The organism is Paenibacillus sp. FSL E2-0151 (assembly GCF_037993015.1).
Classification (GTDB): domain Bacteria; phylum Bacillota; class Bacilli; order Paenibacillales; family Paenibacillaceae; genus Paenibacillus; species Paenibacillus amylolyticus.
This window is the reverse complement of sequence record NZ_CP150308.1, coordinates 5717602-5732448: the sequence shown is the minus strand read 5'-3', so window position 1 is coordinate 5732448 and position 14847 is coordinate 5717602. Positions and strand designations below refer to the sequence as shown.

The window sequence follows — 14847 nt, the reverse complement described above, 5'->3', positions numbered from 1 at the left end:
CGAATACTAAAGTTCGTGGATCAGTTCAAATGGTATTACGCCGGATCATCATCAGAGCATGCTTGTCTTACCGGACTAGAGCCCGTTTAGGCAAAAGGAGCGATTGTCATGCTTACCCGAAAAATGCTGGTTCAAGGTCTGCCGGCTTTGTGGACAGAGCGTCTTGTCCTGCGATCATTACGTCAAAGTGATTACAGCACATTATCGGAACTCTTTTCCGATCCTCAAGTCATAAGATATGTGAATAGGGGAAGCCAGCCCACGCCAATCAGGGCGAGACGCTTATTGAACCAGATACGGAGCAGCAGCGCCAAGCTGGATTCGTTACATTATGGGATCTGCTGGAGAGGCAAGGAACAGGTGATTGGGATCACCTCATTCCAACACTGGAATGATCAGAATGGTACCGCACAGATTGGTTACATCCTGAACAGGTCCTGTTGGGGCAGGGGTGTGGCTACCGAGGCGGTACAGCGGCTGTTGCAGTTTGGATTTGACGATCTTCATCTGGGGAGGGTGGAAGCACGTTGTTATGAGGCCAATGTATCTTCACAACGGGTGCTAAGCAAAATAGGGATGTCCTATGAGCGGAGTCTTCCCTCGTTCGGACTGAATGATGAGGATGACGAGGAATCAGAATCCCTGATGGATGTTAAAGTTTACAGTATGTACCGGGAACAATACGTCAGACCGCTTCAGGAAAAAGACCTGCAAACTCTGGTATCTGACAAGCCGAAATGACATAGAGTAAGAGTAGTCAAACGTGAATGAATCGAACTTCAATCATTTGTTACACAATTGAAATATAGCTGCAATTGAACTCTAACAGACAGGGGGTAAACTTATCTCATGACCCCCTTTTTGATAATAGATAATGCTGTTGGGACCCGCGCGAGCGGGTTCATTTTTTTTGTCCATATAAGTTAACTGTGGAATATTTACACTGGCCACTCCGATGACAGAATAACTTTCCGATCGCTGTTATACCCGGATTTTTTTGATTCCTATATTTTAGAAGGGGAAATCCGGGGATAGCGTATGCTTCCGATGCAGCTTTCTTTCAGAAGCTTTTAGGCGACCGCTTCGCTTCTTCACGTTATTTCTGTCCTCTCCGTTATCGTGTGAAATATAATTATATTTCCTTATATAGGGCAATAAAAGGCCCCCACGGCGTGAACAAGCGCGCTGTGGGGGCCTTTGTGTTTGCTATATTTTACAGTGATACAACCTGCATCTGTTTCTGCTTGAAGTATACCCAGTCGGTGAATCCGATCTCCTTGAGACGTGTACGAACGTCATCCAGCTCGTCTGCAACCCGCTGTGGTTTATGAGCGTCCGATCCAAATGTCACCTTCACTCCATAGTGATGGGCGCGTTCCAGAATGGCATCCGAGGGATACCAGCCACCGCTGAGTTTGGTTTTGCCAGATGTGTTAATTTCGATCGCTACGTTGGATTCTGCAATGACCTGCAACGTTTCATCAATGGCCTGATCAGCGATAATTTCGGAGAAAGGTGGATAGTTTCCTTTCATCGCATCAATATGTCCAAGAATCTGGAACATACCGCTGCGAGCCGATTCCCGGATTAATGAATAATAGCTCTCTTTCACTTCAACTTTGCGAGCATTGCTTAGGCCATTCCACCGGGTTTTGTTGAAGATACTCACATCCTCGGTATGATGAACTGAACCAATAATATAGTCAAAAGGATACTGTCCCAGTGTGGTACGGTACAATTCTGCATGAACAGGGAAGTAGTCGGATTCAATGCCGAGCAGCACATCGATTTTACCAGCGTACTCTTCTTTCAAAGCAAGGACTTCTTCCACATAATGCTGCAATTCAGACTTGCCCATTGCGATCCGGGGAAATGCCTGCTCAAGCTCACTGCCAAAGTACGGCGTATGATCCGAGATACCGATCGCCTGAAGTCCTGCCTTAATACCTGCCTCTATATAATCGCGGATGTTGCCGTCTGCGTGACCACAACGAAAATGATGTGTATGAAGATCAAATTTCATATGGAATCCTTCCTTTCTCATGGCTCATTGTCATTCTGAACTGATGAATTGGGTTTCCGGCATACCTTTGAGGTCACTTATGAACTGCTGCATCGCTGAGTTAAGGTATCGACTGGACTTATAGATGACACCAACAGGGTGACTGACCTCCAACTCACTTAAGGGTATCATTCGCAATGTACCTTGACGCAACTCATGCGCAACAGATTGTTTGGAGATGACAGCTGCCCCGAGATCAATCTCGACCATCCGTTTCACTTCTTCGCTGCTCGACAACTCCATTACAATATTAGGTTCAATATTATGTTTCTTGAAGATAGTTTCCGTAAACCTTCGTCCTACGGTATCAGGGGACAGCAGAATCAATGGTGTACTCCGGAGCACATCCACTGCAGCATGTTTTTTCTTTGCCAGCGGATGGGAAGGAGATACCACGAGTTCAAATGTGTCATAGTAGAGCACAGATGTATTCAGGTTGGGATTACGCTCCGTGAGATAACCGATACCAATATCAACCAGACCATTTTCGACCTGGGTATAGATCTGTGATGAAGGAAGGGACTGGATACTGGTTTTGATCAGCGGGAATTGATCTTGGAAATAGGATAACACCCTTGGCAAGATCTGAATAGCAATGGAAGTTGTTGTGCCTAATACGATACGTCCCTGAGGCGTTTCATCAAGATCAGACAATTTTTGTTTCAACTCATCAACGATGTCGAGCATCCGTTCAGCGTGCTCCAGGAATACCTGTCCACGGTCTGTCAGGGTAACGGGTTGGTTACGATCCACAAGAACGGTGCTGAATTCGTCCTCCAGACTTTTGATCTGGGCCGAGACGGCAGGCTGGGTCAGGTTCAGAAGTTCTCCCGCTTTGCGGAAGCTCATCGTTTTGGAAATGGTAATCAGTGTCTCCAGTTGGCTTATGTTCATAGGTGACCTCCTTGCAGGCAAAATTTCTTGATTATGTAGTGTTTGGTGCGATGTAATCCCGTAACTGGTCATTGTTCCGTTATCTTAAATTATAGGTGATTCAGGACAGCAGAGCAATGAAGGTAATTATCAGGATCAAAAGTAGTTCAAGAGACTGTGAAAAAAACGCGAATACAAGAATTTGATTTTTTTTACAGTTGCGAGAAAGCAGTAATAAAGTCCTAAATGCCCTTTGCCACGCACGATGATCGAAATGCTTTCTTCAAAAGAAGTGAAAAGCGCTGTTTATTCGCTAGAATCAGCTATAAACATTTGCCCCACGGATGACGATAAATTATAGTACACATGGTTTAACGAATTCTTAATGAATTCTTGTACGTGATAAAGTATAATAAATTTAATGAATATGGGACTTTTGGTGTGTGACCAATAACCCAGTGCGAGGGGGACATAGACAGTGAAAGCGGAAGTGATTAATCCTTTCCTGGAATCGGCACGGAACGTATTCGAACAGCTCATCCAGGTTTCGCCTTCCACCGGGAGTCTTGGCGTGAAAAATGTAGAGTATATTGCAGACCATGTCTGGATCGTGATCGGAATGACCGGACAACTTAGCGGAAACATTGTATTTGGAATTAATGAACAAGTTGCATTGAAAATTGTATCTGCGATGATGGGTGGTTTTGTCATTACAGAAATGGATGAAATGAGCAAAAGTGCGATTTCTGAACTGGGGAATATGATCAGTGGTAACGCCAGCACGATCCTGTCAAACCAGGGTGTTGTGGTCGATATTACACCTCCACAAGTGATGAAGTCCGAACATCTGACTACATTTAGTGCAACGAAAGCACTGAGTATTCCTTTGCTGATGGACGGCATTGGTGAGATGGATATTCAGGTCATGATCTCGTAGAATAGAACCATACGCCTAAAAAGGCAATATGTGTTCAATACGGGAGGACATCACGGATGCTGAAAGATCAGGTAGTGTTTATCACAGGTGCATCGAGTGGTATCGGTGCGCTGTGTGCGCAGATGCTGATAGAAGAAGGAGCCATCCCAATTCTGGCTGCCCGTTCACGGGACAAGCTGGAAGAGATTGGTGCCTCGCTGAAAGGGCCGCATGAATTACTCACACTTGATGTTACGGATAGTGAGCAGGTTCAGGCAGCTGTGGATGCGATATTGCATAAATACGGACGAATCGACATTTTGCTGAACAATGCAGGTTACGGGAAATTCGCAGCGATGACAGAGATGTCTGTACAGGAATTCGATGAGATGATGGACGTTAATTACATGGGCATTGTCCGCTGCACCAAAGCAGTGCTTCCACAAATGCTGGAACGTGGCAAAGGTCAGATTGTGAACGTGGCCTCCATGGCTGGCAAAATCGGTACAGCCAAATCCGCTTCCTATACAGCTACGAAACATGCTGTCCTCGGATTTAGTAATGCGCTGCGTCAAGAGCTTCGCAAGACTGGCGTCCTGGTGACAACGATTAATCCGGGTCCGATTGATACACCATTTTTCCATCGGGCTGACCCTTCTGGCAATTATGTGAATAATGTACGCTGGATGATGTTGAAACCGGAAGACGTTGCGGGTCATATGATTCGGGCGATGAAAAAGCGCAAGGAAGAAGTGAATCTGCCAAGACTTGCTTCTGCTGGCATATGGCTGTACCAGCTATTTCCTCGTCTTGCAGATCGATTGTCGCACGGTGTAATGAATCAGAAGTAAATGTGATACGAGGCATCATATACGGAATGAAAGAAAGGCTCCGCCGAGGGGCTTTTCTTTTTTTTGGCGTGTATACATACAATTCTGGAATAAGATTTGGTACACGGGCTTTTTTCGCATATAATGAAAGGTAATGTGATGACAGGCTTCGGTAATATACAAGCAACTTATATGTTCAACTAAACTTTTACACAATAACGGAGAGGACAGAAATAACCTGAAGAAGCGAAGCGTGCACCTTTATCCCCGGATTTTTCCTTTTGAAAAAAAGGAATCAAAAAAATCTGGGGATAACAGTGATCGGAAGGTTGTTCTGTCCTCGTAGTGTCAGTGTAAATATTCATTAGTTGAACTTATATAACATCAAAATGAATAAATTAAAAGGATGGACATACATGACGAATCAAACATTTGCTTCAATTGGCGTGGAACAGGATCTGGAGGCCGTTTTGGCGAAACATGGCATTAACGAACCTTCACCTGTACAGGCTCAGACAATCCCGGTTATTTTGGAAGGCCGAGATGTCGTATCCAAATCCCAGACGGGAACAGGAAAAACGCTGGCATATCTGCTGCCACTGTTACAATCCATCAAAATGGATATCAAAGGTACGCAGAAACTCATTATTGCACCTACACAAGAGCTGGCGATGCAAATTGTACGTGAAGCGCAGCGTTATGCGGAAGAACGTAAGATTGGCGTATTGGGTCTAATTGGTGGCGCAGCGGCTAAACGTCAGATCGAGAAGCTGCGTGAGCATCCCCAATTGGTTGTGGGTACACCGGGACGACTGAAGGAATTGATTACACTCAAAAAACTGAAAATGCACAACGTTTCCACCATTGTCATTGATGAAGCGGACCAAGTGTTCCAACTTGGCGGCGTAAGTGACGTGAACTTTGTACTCAAGAGTGCATTGCGGGACCGCCAGCTGATCTTCCTGTCAGCAACCATTGATGAGCATACAGCTGGACTTGCAAAGCGTGAGATGAAAGAGCCTGTGCAGATCGGAATTGAACCGGATCGAGCTACGGCTGCGGGCCTTGAGCATTATTATTTTGTAGAAGAAAACCGTAACAAAATTGACATGCTGCGTCGTCTGGTTAGACAGTACAATCCGGATCGGGCAATCGTATTTGTGAATGCAACCGAAGATATTGGTGAAGTTGAAGCAAAAATGAATCATCTGGGCTTGTCCGCTGCTGCGCTGTATGGAGATGCTGACAAAGTGACCCGCAGTAACGTATTGTCTGCCTTCCGTAATGGCAAACTTCAGTTGCTGATTGCCAGCGAAGTGGCTGCCAGAGGACTGGATATCGAAGGTTTGCCAATGGTCATTAACTATGACCCTGCCTTTGACTCGGAGCACTATGTTCACCGTGCAGGTCGTACAGGCCGGATGGGACGCTCGGGTATCGTTTTGTCCATTGTGGATGAAACACAGATCTTTATTATGCGTAAATTCGCACGCGAACTCGGAATCGAACTGTCAGAACGTGTACTCTTTGGCGGTAAAGTACTGGAGGCTGACCCGCGTCCGGACACGCGGCCTGAGGGACATTCGTTCTCCAGAAAACCAGGACAATCCAGAGATCGCAAACCAGGTCAGGGCAATCGTAATGGGGGAACCAGAGCTACAATCTCCAATTCGCGTCCAGCAGGTAGCAAACCAACGGGTAATACTGGCCGCACGGAGCGCGACCAGGATCGTAAAAACAAAGGAGCACCCAAGTGGAGTAAAGATAAAACGCCACGCTCCGAAGAATAGAATCTGACGAAAGGGGTGCAGGGATAGATGGAAAACGTTCAATCGCCTGTTCTGCAAATCAGCGGGTTAAGCGGAGGTTATAGTGCCAAACGGCCGGTCCTTCACGGCATCGATCTGGAAGTTGGACGTGGAGAGATGGTCGGACTAATCGGCTTAAACGGTGCTGGCAAAAGCACAACCATGAAACACATCCTCGGCTTGATGACACCTCAACAGGGCGAAGTACGAGTGATGGGCAAGAAGCGGGACGAGGATGCGCAGATCTACCAATCGGCTATGGCATTTGTACCGGAATCACCCGAACTGTATGATGAGATGACAGTGATGGAGCACCTGGAGTTTACGGCAAGAGCGTACAATGTGTCGGAGGCTGATTTCAAACAACGTACGGAGAAACTGCTGGAACTGTTCCGTATGAATGAGAAAAGTACAAGTCTGTCGACTCACCTGTCCAAGGGGATGAGACAAAAGGTCATGATCATGTGTGCTTTTGTGGCAGGACCACCACTGTACATCATTGATGAGCCTTTCCTGGGACTGGACCCGCTGGGTATTCGCTCTTTGCTTGATTTTATGCTGGAGATGAAAGCTTCGGGATCATCCATCCTGCTCAGTTCACACATTCTGTCCACGATTGAAAATTACTGTGACCGTTTTATCGTTCTGCACCGTGGGCAGGTTATTGCTCAAGGGACGCTGAATGAACTGCGCTCCCAATTCGGGGAATCGGATGCCACGCTGGAGCACATGTTCTATTCCCTCGTACAAGGCAGGGATTGAGCATGGATCTCAAGCTGCTATGGAAGCAAAGACGCACAGGATTCTGGAACGGAATTCTTCCTTATCTGGGTTATGTGATCCAGAGCGGTGTAGCTATGGTCTTTTTATTTCTCGTCATTGCGTTCTCCGCCTGGTATACATCGTTTGTCCAGAACATTCCGGCGGAATTTCCGATTCGCTGGGTTGCATTGCTGCTGCTGGCACCACTAGTGCTGTTTAGCAGTTATCGTACATATCTGCTTCCGGCAGATATCGTGTTCCTGCGACCACAGGAATACCGGATGCAGGAGTATTTGAAGAACAGCTTTGCCCGGGGCATCATCTATAAAACTCTGGGCTTGCTGCTTGTATTTGTTACACTGTGGCCGCTCTATGTCAGAGCAGATCTGGATGCACGGCCATTTGGCTGGTTCATTGTGTTCCTGCTGCTGTGGAAAGGGTTGTCCAGTTATGGAGCATGGCAAGAGCTAAGAATGGTTCAGGTCGGTGCGGCAAGAGGATATCGTCTCTTGCGATGGGCTCTGGCAGTGCTGGCGGTTGGCGCTTGGCTGTGGCAGCCACCGCAGCGCAGCGTCTGGTTCCTGCTGTTGCTGGCTGTTGTCTACATCGTCGCCTTGCGTATACCGGTGAAACATCGTGTAGCGTGGGAACGACTGATTCAGGTAGAGCAGGGTCAGGCTGGCAGGGTTATGCGGACGCTTGGCTGGTTTGTGGATGTACCTTCATCCGGACAGAAAGTAAGTTCGCGTCGCTGGCTTAGCAAATTGGGGAGTGGTCTTCCCTGGAATGCAGGGAAAGCTTACCGTTACTTGATAACCAAAACGTTTGTTCGAACCGAAGTGTTCTCAATCGTGTTACGCCTAGTTGTACTGGGCATGTTACTATCCTGGTGGACAGCAGGCAGCTACTTTGGTGTCGGGGTGTATCTGTTCTTCCTGTTGCTTGCAGGTGTTCAGTTAGGTGCGCTGCGTCGCAGTCATAGTGAATCGTTCTGGATTATGATCTATCCAATCTCGGGTGAGAGTCGTCGTTCTCAGGTGTTGGGATTCATATTCCATCTACATGCACTGGCTGCATTGCTCATGTGGTTGCCTATGCTGGCTGCCGGAGCAAGCGGACTGACTGTCACCGGAGTAGCGCTTATTTTGGGTATACTGGTGATTGTGATCATGCGGCGTTCGCAAGGTAACAAGTGGTTGAAGGAAGAAGAGGACGAGTAAACGATCGGACACCTGACCAACTCGGATTATTACATTGGGTTCATCAGTGAGAACAAAAGATAACAAAAGAAGGGTATGCCGGGCTGTGTCCCGGAATACCCTTCTTTGTGCTGTAATGGAATCATGCAATCAGATCACTTGGTTCTCGCGTAAGTGTGTATTGGTACTAACAGAGGAACGATTTAGTGATGATCACGAGCAAGATGAACAGAACGAGAATAGCACCTGTGTTTGTAAATCCTCCGCCGTAACCGCCGCATCCATAACCGCCTCTTGTATCTTCAACTCCAGACATGGTCATTCCCCTTTCAAGTGGTTGTTTGGCACGCCCTTGCGTACATCGTATATTATGTGCTGTGGGGGTAGGCTGATTGGGCCGATGCCCGGTAAAGCTAGAAATTAAAGCTTTTGGGCTGATAAAACACAAAAGAACCCTTCGTATATTCAGTGACATGAAGCGTCGCCGTTATACAAAGGGTTCTTATAACATTCAGGGTACAGGTCTGTGTTAACTAAGTCGTCCGCAGATCCTGAACTCCACGATAGATGGTTTCATACAGATCTTCCAACCCGGATTCTTCAATACAGGAGAAGGCGATTCGAAGATCCGATTCACCCAGCGCGATTGTACCCACACCATATTTGTGCAGCAAATGGCTTCGAAGTTCTTCAGCGCCAACTTCTTTCAGCTTCAGGCACATGAAGTAACCGGAGTTGAACGGATAATAGTCCCATGCATCTCCATACTTGCCGCTATCGAGAATGGCTTTTACCTTATTGGCACGGCCTTTCATAATCTCGAACTTCTCCTGTTTCTGTGCTTCAAACTCCGGTGCTTTGAGCGCATCCAGTACAAAAGTCTGGGAAGGATGCGGGCCACTGGAGATCGTTGCCCGGATAATACCGAGTGTTTTTTGCTCCAATGCATGCAGAATGGCTGCATCTTCATGGGCATACGTAATGAATCCAACGCGGAAGCCCCATACAAACTCCTCCTTGGTTGCACCATCCACTTTTACAGTCAACACACGTGGATGAATGTTGGCAAGTTTGCCAAACAGGGATTCATGAATGGAATCTTCGAAGAACAGTCCGAAGTAGGCATCATCTGTTACAGCAACCACGTTAACACCGGCTTCAGCTGCCTGAAGAATCGTGTTCACAATGGCATCTGCTTCTTCGGCTCCAGGCGTATAACCTGTTGGGTTATTCGGGAAGTTGAGCAGTACGATCGCTTTACCTTTGTCCTTTTGATCAAGCAAAGCCTGAAGCAGACCCTCACTGTTGAAGTTCAACTGATCATCGAACAGGGGATAATGAACCAACTGGCCATGACGACGAATTCCGAAGGTCAGCTCGTAATTTTCCCAGTTTTTATCCGGATATATGACAGCGTCCCCTTCATCGGCGAACAGGTCGGCTACGATACTTAGTCCATGGGTTAATGCATTGGTTACAATTGGATTGCCAAACGTTTTGCCTTCCAGAGAAGGTGTTTCCTTCAGCATCTTGTCTCTCCAAACGGTCCGCAATTCAGGTTTGCCTGCAGGTGGAGCGTAAGGATACAGATCCTTTGGTTGGAATGCAGACAGCTTCTCCTGAATAACCTGAAGATGCATCGGCACACCACCCTCCAGGGCGATACCAATCGTGGCATTATGGGTCTTGGCCAAGCTTGCTGCTTCAGCAGATTGACTCAAAATCCCCTCTTTAGGAAAATAAATTTCTTTGCCAAGCTGTGACAGCATGGAGTAGACGTGACTGCTGCCTGTCTGAATACTTTCGTTCAACTGTTCAGCCAGTGGATTCATTCTTTTCATCCTTCCAAGTCTTTGTGATTCAACTGCCTAACATTATATCACCTTGACATGCCCCCGTCACGGAAATTACGCAATATGACAGTTATATCACTTTACCGCGTTGTTGCAGAGGGTTTTCGGGTGGGTTATCGTTGTATTCGACCTTGGAGTAATCCTCAAGAAATGAAACTTATTGCTGATGAAATGGACAGTATTTCCGCATCATTTCAGCAGTTTCGGCATCTCTTCCTTCATTGCGCTGTTCCAGTTCACCACTGATATGATCGAATCGTTCACTCGAGAGGTTTTGTCCAAATTTAAACTTGGCGCTGATCCGTTCAGGACTAATTCGGACTACGGCTACAGCTTTGAGGTTTCCTGTGTAACGCGAGTCAGTAGCGTCAATGGGTACATATCCGCCTTGCGGCTGGAGTTTCTCCATGAATCGTTGCAGTACCTTACCTTTGATGTCCAGATCTTTAACCGGTTCAGCCTGACCAAAGGCCATAACACTTTTGAAGAAAGAAGTCGCTGGACAAGCAAGCTCAGGATCACTGAAATAAGATGGAATCAGGGAGAACTCTTCAGCTACTGTGAAACTGACCGACGAATCCTGTTTGATCTGTTTCATCTTCTCGCCAGCCAGACTGCCGTGAAAATAAAAGCAACCGTCCATATATACGAAATTCAGCGGTGTAACCCGTGGTTGTCCGTCCGGACTGACCGTTCCCAGAAACCCGAAGGAGCACTGATCCAGAAATGCGGTAATTTCCTGTTCTTCATCTACTGTGAATTCTTTCCGTCTCATGTGTATTCCCCCATCATTGAATGTATAATAGAACGCCATATCTTATGGATAACCATAGTTCATACATTGACAATGAAATAGATCCAATTTACATTCACTTTAGTAGGCCAATTAGTCGGGGATCACAGATGAATACAAATGAAGAGAGGTGCATGATGGAATTGTGGCTGCCGATGGATACCTATGAACTTCAGCATCGATACAAGTATGAGGCCTTGTACCATGCGTTACGTGATGCCATTCATGCAGGCACATTGGTGGGAGGCACGCGGCTTCCTTCCACCCGTGAGTTGGCAAGGCAATATGAGATGTCACGTGGTTCGGTAGCTCAGGTATATGACATGTTGCTTGCGGATGGTTATGTCCATGCACATCGGGGAAGAGGTACATTTGTCACCGAAACATTATCCACTCAGGAAAATGAAAAACAGGAAGCCGTTCTCAAGTTGTCTCCCTGGGGCGAACGAGTACAGAGGTTGAATACGCAACATGAAATCCTGCGGACTCAGATGTCTTCACCGAAGGCGTCCGTCATTAATTTTCAAATGCAGCGCATGCCTGCAGAACATTTCCCGTTAGGGGAGTGGAAGAGTGCACTCGCTGCGGTTCATCGCAGTGGTTGGCGAGAATCGAGCGGTGTAGCAGGTGATCCGGAGCTGCGTGAGGCCATCGCCTCCCATCTCAGATGGACACGTGGTATTCAGGCTGAACCCTCTCAGATTGTATTGTTCAGTGGTTCAATGCAAGGCATCACCTTGCTATCCCAGCTGTTGATCACAGAGGGGGCAGCAGTTGTATTAGAGAATCCGGGGTATCCGGGCATCGCTCATGCCGTCAAGTCCTGTGGTGGGCATATCATCCCGGCAGAGCTGGATGCCGCAGGCATTATTCCTCAGCCTTGGGAGGCACAGACGTTATTTGTCACCCCTACCCGGCAGTTTCCAACAGGGGCCGTGCTGGGATTGGACAGAAGACGTGCCTTGCTTGCGTGGGCCTCAAAGCGGAATGCGGTCATCATTGAAGATGATTATGACAGTGAATTCCGATGGGGTGGAAGACCAATTGAACCCCTCAAAGTGCTTGATCGTGAACAGCGCGTCATCTACGTTGGTTCATTCTCACAAACGATGGTGGCTTCGTTTCGACTTGGCTACGCCGTCCTGCCACCTGGTCTGGTAGAACCTCTGCTTGCCGCCAAGGCGTTGTATGAACCGGTACCTCCGGCACTGCTGGAGCAGCGCGCACTGGCAAAGTTTATGACCAGAGGAGGTTACCTGAGGCACTTACGACGGTTAACCCGGTTATATGGGGAACGGCATGATTTTTTTGTCCGAGAGATGGAACTACAGTTGCCGGAGGCATTTAAGATGCAACTTGGTGATGCAGGACTGCATATCTACGCTACCTGGAATGGCGATGTGGACAGTTATCAGCGATTTAAAAAGCTTGCTGAGGAGGATGGCATATTGTTCCGTGATGCAGAGCGATATCGGTTGACTTCAGGTCATCCGGCGGCCTGCTTTGCTTTTGCACATCTGGAGAAAGAAGAGATAACAGAGGGAATCCAGCGAATGCGGCTAGCCTGGGAGAAGTGCACATTTTCGTTTCGGTGAATTCCGCTGTATAATGGGATAAGACATTTCGCTCCTATAGGAGCAGAGATTATATATGAGCAAGTTGTATTTAATCATGCAAGATACTGAAATACATATGGCCTGGATTGAAGAAGTGAGATTCAGATCAGAAGGATGCCATATGCAGAGAGATTAACTATCAAGGGGGAGTGGCGACATGCTGCAGGCATCGCCGTCATCATTTGTTATTTTGCCCGCTGTCGCCAAAATTGTCTGTGAACCGGGCTGGAAGTGGCAGAAACGGGAAAAACCGATGCAAAACTATGATTTATTTTATGTATGGAGTGGTGAAGGAACGCTTGTACTGAATGACCAGTCGTATGAAGTTGGCAAGGGTAGTTGTTTTTTGTTCAGGCCAGGAGATCATCCTACTGCAACACATAATAAGCAAAAACCGTTGGTACTTACGTATATTCACTTTGATGTGGACGTGCCTGTTGCTGACGTTCCCCAGTCCTATCGCGAGGTACAGGAAACGGTGGAGTTTGAGCATTTGCTGGCACGTTATGTAAGACTGTTCTTATCAGATGTGTACGGACGTGATGAAGAGAGTCGATTGATTCTGAAACAATTGATGATTCATTTGCTGCGCGCCGATACGGAAGAACCTGTGGAGAAAAAGGTGAGCAACCAGTTGTCCGATGTGATCCAGGAGGTCGCCAATTATGTGCGTCAGCATCCCGGGATTACGCATCGGGTGGAAGATCTGGCTGCGCGGGCTGGCTTATCGCCCCGATACTTCTCGATCAAGTTCAAGGAACTGGTGGGCTCATCGGTGCAATCTTATATTATCCGCATGCGTATTGAACGGGCGGAACATCTGCTGGTGCATACCGGCATGAATGTGACCGAAGTGGCGGATGCTCTGGGTTACCGGGATATTTTCTTCTTCAGTCGTCAGTTCAAGCAGTATACCGGCAAAAGCCCGTCCGAGATTCGTTAAAATTCTGATGAGAAAAACAGGAAACCGTTTCAAGTCTGGAATGCAAGGGTAATTATCTAGCATTCCAGATGACCAAAAGGGGGAACTTGTGATGAACGGAAAACGTCGGGTCCGCAACCGGGGATGCTCTACGAAGGGATGCAATATTTTCCGGAACCGTCTGCGTCGCTTCAAACCGGCAGAGGACTTGCAAGATGTGTGGTTTTGAGGAGAACTCAGCAGACCAATAACGACGGAGCGAAGCTTCGTATTGCATGTATATATGGATGAATATGAATTCATAAAGAGGATGGCGCAATACCTGGTTACAGGTGTTGCGCCATCCTCTTTATTTGCGTATGGACTCATTAGTTCTTCGGTTTTAAACGACCAAGCAATGCACCCATTTTGACCGAATCGCCTGGCTGTAAGCCCGGGTTTGGTTCGAATGTGCCACTCTGCGTCAGCAGAACAACGGTGGAACCGAATTCAAAATAGGCCAGATCATCGCCTTGTGCCCAGGTACTTATGTCCGTATCAGCATATTGTATGCTACTCACGTTCATCGCACCTACTTTGACAACCGCCACTTCACCGTAATCATGTGCGATATACGTAATGAGTCGTTCGTTTCGACTAAGCACGGATCTCATATGGGTCAGGCCAAAGTCATTCACGGGATAAACTTTGCCTTTGATGTGTTCGCTCTCTATTTTGCGGCCGCTGACAGGTGCATGAATGCGGTGATAGTCGCGAGGGCTGAGATAGAGGACGAACCCGTACCCGTGCTTGTACTTCTCCAGATGGGGAGAATGGTTTAATAATTCAGCAAGTGTATAATTTTGTCCCTTAACATTCAGGAGTGTCCCTGCAGATATTGGACCGGCTGCCGTAATCTTGGCATCTACCGGGCTGATCAGTGCATGCTCTGAAAGTTCCAACGGGCGCATGCCCGGCTTTAATTTGCGGGTAAAGAAATCGTTCAGTGAACGGTATTCCTTCCAGTCTTTCTCGGCCTCCTGAACAGGGATGTCGTAGGTCCGGACAAAATAAGGGATAAATGCCTTACTTCCCCGGCTTTTGGAGAAGGCTCCCACGGTCCGGGAGATCCATTTGCGCGAAGAAAGCTCGGTCATTAATCGCAACAGCGTTTTTGCCATGAATATCCCCCTTAGGGTTAATGCGAACTTCAAGGCCGGCAAGACCGGCCGTT

The 14847-nt window shown here is 47.4% G+C and carries 14 protein-coding genes; 8 read left to right on the top strand and 6 right to left on the bottom strand.

Translation table 11 applies throughout. The features are described from left to right. Positions 1–108: 108 nt before the first annotated feature. Positions 109–741, top strand: a complete 633-nt coding sequence (locus tag MHI55_RS25525; protein WP_101314227.1) for a GNAT family N-acetyltransferase — start codon at positions 109–111, stop codon at positions 739–741. A gap of 472 nt (positions 742–1213) precedes the next feature. Here MHI55_RS25525 and MHI55_RS25520 read toward each other — a convergent pair whose 3' ends face one another. Together MHI55_RS25520 and MHI55_RS25515 are read right to left on the bottom strand one after the other, a co-directional pair. Then, a complete protein-coding gene (locus tag MHI55_RS25520; protein WP_101314228.1) occupies positions 1214–2023 on the bottom strand; it encodes a histidinol-phosphatase in 810 nt (269 codons plus the stop codon). A 30-nt stretch (positions 2024–2053) separates the two neighbouring features. Beyond that, the gene (locus MHI55_RS25515; protein ID WP_036605798.1) at positions 2054–2956 is read right to left on the bottom strand and encodes a LysR family transcriptional regulator; all 903 of its coding nucleotides are present in this window, start codon (positions 2954–2956) and stop codon (positions 2054–2056) included. Positions 2957–3413: 457 nt separating this feature from the next. On the opposite strand from MHI55_RS25515, the gene MHI55_RS25510 reads away from it, so the two are divergent. The 5 genes from MHI55_RS25510 to MHI55_RS25490 all read left to right on the top strand — a co-directional run bounded on the left by MHI55_RS25510 (position 3414) and on the right by MHI55_RS25490 (position 8471). Beyond that, positions 3414–3872 carry a chemotaxis protein CheX gene (locus MHI55_RS25510; RefSeq protein ID WP_036605799.1) on the top strand — a complete coding sequence of 153 codons (459 nt, stop codon included), beginning with the start codon at positions 3414–3416 and terminating at the stop codon, positions 3870–3872. Positions 3873–3928: 56 nt separating this feature from the next. After that, positions 3929–4702, top strand: coding sequence for an SDR family oxidoreductase (locus MHI55_RS25505; RefSeq protein WP_036605800.1), 774 nt, complete (start codon positions 3929–3931; stop codon positions 4700–4702). Between the two features lie 395 nt (positions 4703–5097). Continuing rightward, positions 5098–6471, top strand: a complete 1374-nt coding sequence (locus MHI55_RS25500; protein ID WP_047841268.1) for a DEAD/DEAH box helicase — start codon at positions 5098–5100, stop codon at positions 6469–6471. A 27-nt stretch (positions 6472–6498) separates the two neighbouring features. Then, positions 6499–7251 carry an ABC transporter ATP-binding protein gene (locus MHI55_RS25495; RefSeq protein WP_036605802.1) on the top strand — a complete coding sequence of 251 codons (753 nt, stop codon included), beginning with the start codon at positions 6499–6501 and terminating at the stop codon, positions 7249–7251. Positions 7252–7253: 2 nt separating this feature from the next. Beyond that, positions 7254–8471: an ABC transporter permease gene (locus MHI55_RS25490; protein ID WP_047841267.1), complete on the top strand. Its 1218-nt coding sequence runs from the start codon at positions 7254–7256 to the stop codon at positions 8469–8471. 166 nt (positions 8472–8637) lie between these two features. Here the strand turns inward: MHI55_RS25490 and MHI55_RS25485 are convergent, their stop codons facing one another. The 3 genes from MHI55_RS25485 to MHI55_RS25475 all read right to left on the bottom strand — a co-directional run bounded on the left by MHI55_RS25485 (position 8638) and on the right by MHI55_RS25475 (position 11078). Beyond that, positions 8638–8766, bottom strand: coding sequence for a hypothetical protein (locus MHI55_RS25485; RefSeq protein WP_017692471.1), 129 nt, complete (start codon positions 8764–8766; stop codon positions 8638–8640). 217 nt (positions 8767–8983) lie between these two features. Continuing rightward, entirely contained in the window at positions 8984–10282 is a 1299-nt protein-coding gene (locus tag MHI55_RS25480) for an aminotransferase class I/II-fold pyridoxal phosphate-dependent enzyme (protein ID WP_340390647.1), read from the bottom strand. 178 nt (positions 10283–10460) lie between these two features. Continuing rightward, on the bottom strand, positions 10461–11078 hold the full coding sequence (locus MHI55_RS25475) for a pyridoxamine 5'-phosphate oxidase family protein (protein WP_221820993.1): 618 nt from the start codon (positions 11076–11078) through the stop codon (positions 10461–10463). A 155-nt stretch (positions 11079–11233) separates the two neighbouring features. Between MHI55_RS25475 and MHI55_RS25470 the strand changes: the two genes are divergently transcribed. Together MHI55_RS25470 and MHI55_RS25465 are read left to right on the top strand one after the other, a co-directional pair. After that, positions 11234–12691, top strand: a complete 1458-nt coding sequence (locus MHI55_RS25470) for a PLP-dependent aminotransferase family protein (RefSeq protein ID WP_340390646.1) — start codon at positions 11234–11236, stop codon at positions 12689–12691. 178 nt (positions 12692–12869) lie between these two features. Then, positions 12870–13655 carry an AraC family transcriptional regulator gene (locus tag MHI55_RS25465; RefSeq protein ID WP_036605807.1) on the top strand — a complete coding sequence of 262 codons (786 nt, stop codon included), beginning with the start codon at positions 12870–12872 and terminating at the stop codon, positions 13653–13655. Between the two features lie 347 nt (positions 13656–14002). Here MHI55_RS25465 and asd read toward each other — a convergent pair whose 3' ends face one another. Then, positions 14003–14794 (bottom strand): archaetidylserine decarboxylase, encoded by a 792-nt coding sequence (asd, locus tag MHI55_RS25460; RefSeq protein ID WP_036605808.1) that lies wholly within the window; start codon positions 14792–14794, stop codon positions 14003–14005. Positions 14795–14847: the final 53 nt, after the last annotated feature.

Bases quoted from the DNA above. Each gene is read 5' to 3' on its own strand.
- MHI55_RS25525 (WP_101314227.1), top strand. From the start codon at position 109: ATGCTTACCCGAAAAATGCTGGTTCAAGGTCTGCCGGCTTTGTGGACA.
- MHI55_RS25520 (WP_101314228.1), bottom strand. From the start codon at position 2,023: ATGAAATTTGATCTTCATACACATCATTTTCGTTGTGGTCACGCAGAC.
- MHI55_RS25515 (WP_036605798.1), bottom strand. From the start codon at position 2,956: ATGAACATAAGCCAACTGGAGACACTGATTACCATTTCCAAAACGATG.
- MHI55_RS25505 (WP_036605800.1), top strand. From the start codon at position 3,929: ATGCTGAAAGATCAGGTAGTGTTTATCACAGGTGCATCGAGTGGTATC.
- MHI55_RS25500 (WP_047841268.1), top strand. From the start codon at position 5,098: ATGACGAATCAAACATTTGCTTCAATTGGCGTGGAACAGGATCTGGAG.
- MHI55_RS25495 (WP_036605802.1), top strand. From the start codon at position 6,499: ATGGAAAACGTTCAATCGCCTGTTCTGCAAATCAGCGGGTTAAGCGGA.
- MHI55_RS25490 (WP_047841267.1), top strand. From the start codon at position 7,254: ATGGATCTCAAGCTGCTATGGAAGCAAAGACGCACAGGATTCTGGAAC.
- MHI55_RS25485 (WP_017692471.1), bottom strand. From the start codon at position 8,766: ATGTCTGGAGTTGAAGATACAAGAGGCGGTTATGGATGCGGCGGTTAC.
- MHI55_RS25480 (WP_340390647.1), bottom strand. From the start codon at position 10,282: ATGAATCCACTGGCTGAACAGTTGAACGAAAGTATTCAGACAGGCAGC.
- MHI55_RS25475 (WP_221820993.1), bottom strand. From the start codon at position 11,078: ATGAGACGGAAAGAATTCACAGTAGATGAAGAACAGGAAATTACCGCA.
- MHI55_RS25470 (WP_340390646.1), top strand. From the start codon at position 11,234: ATGGAATTGTGGCTGCCGATGGATACCTATGAACTTCAGCATCGATAC.
- MHI55_RS25465 (WP_036605807.1), top strand. From the start codon at position 12,870: ATGCTGCAGGCATCGCCGTCATCATTTGTTATTTTGCCCGCTGTCGCC.
- asd (WP_036605808.1), bottom strand. From the start codon at position 14,794: ATGGCAAAAACGCTGTTGCGATTAATGACCGAGCTTTCTTCGCGCAAA.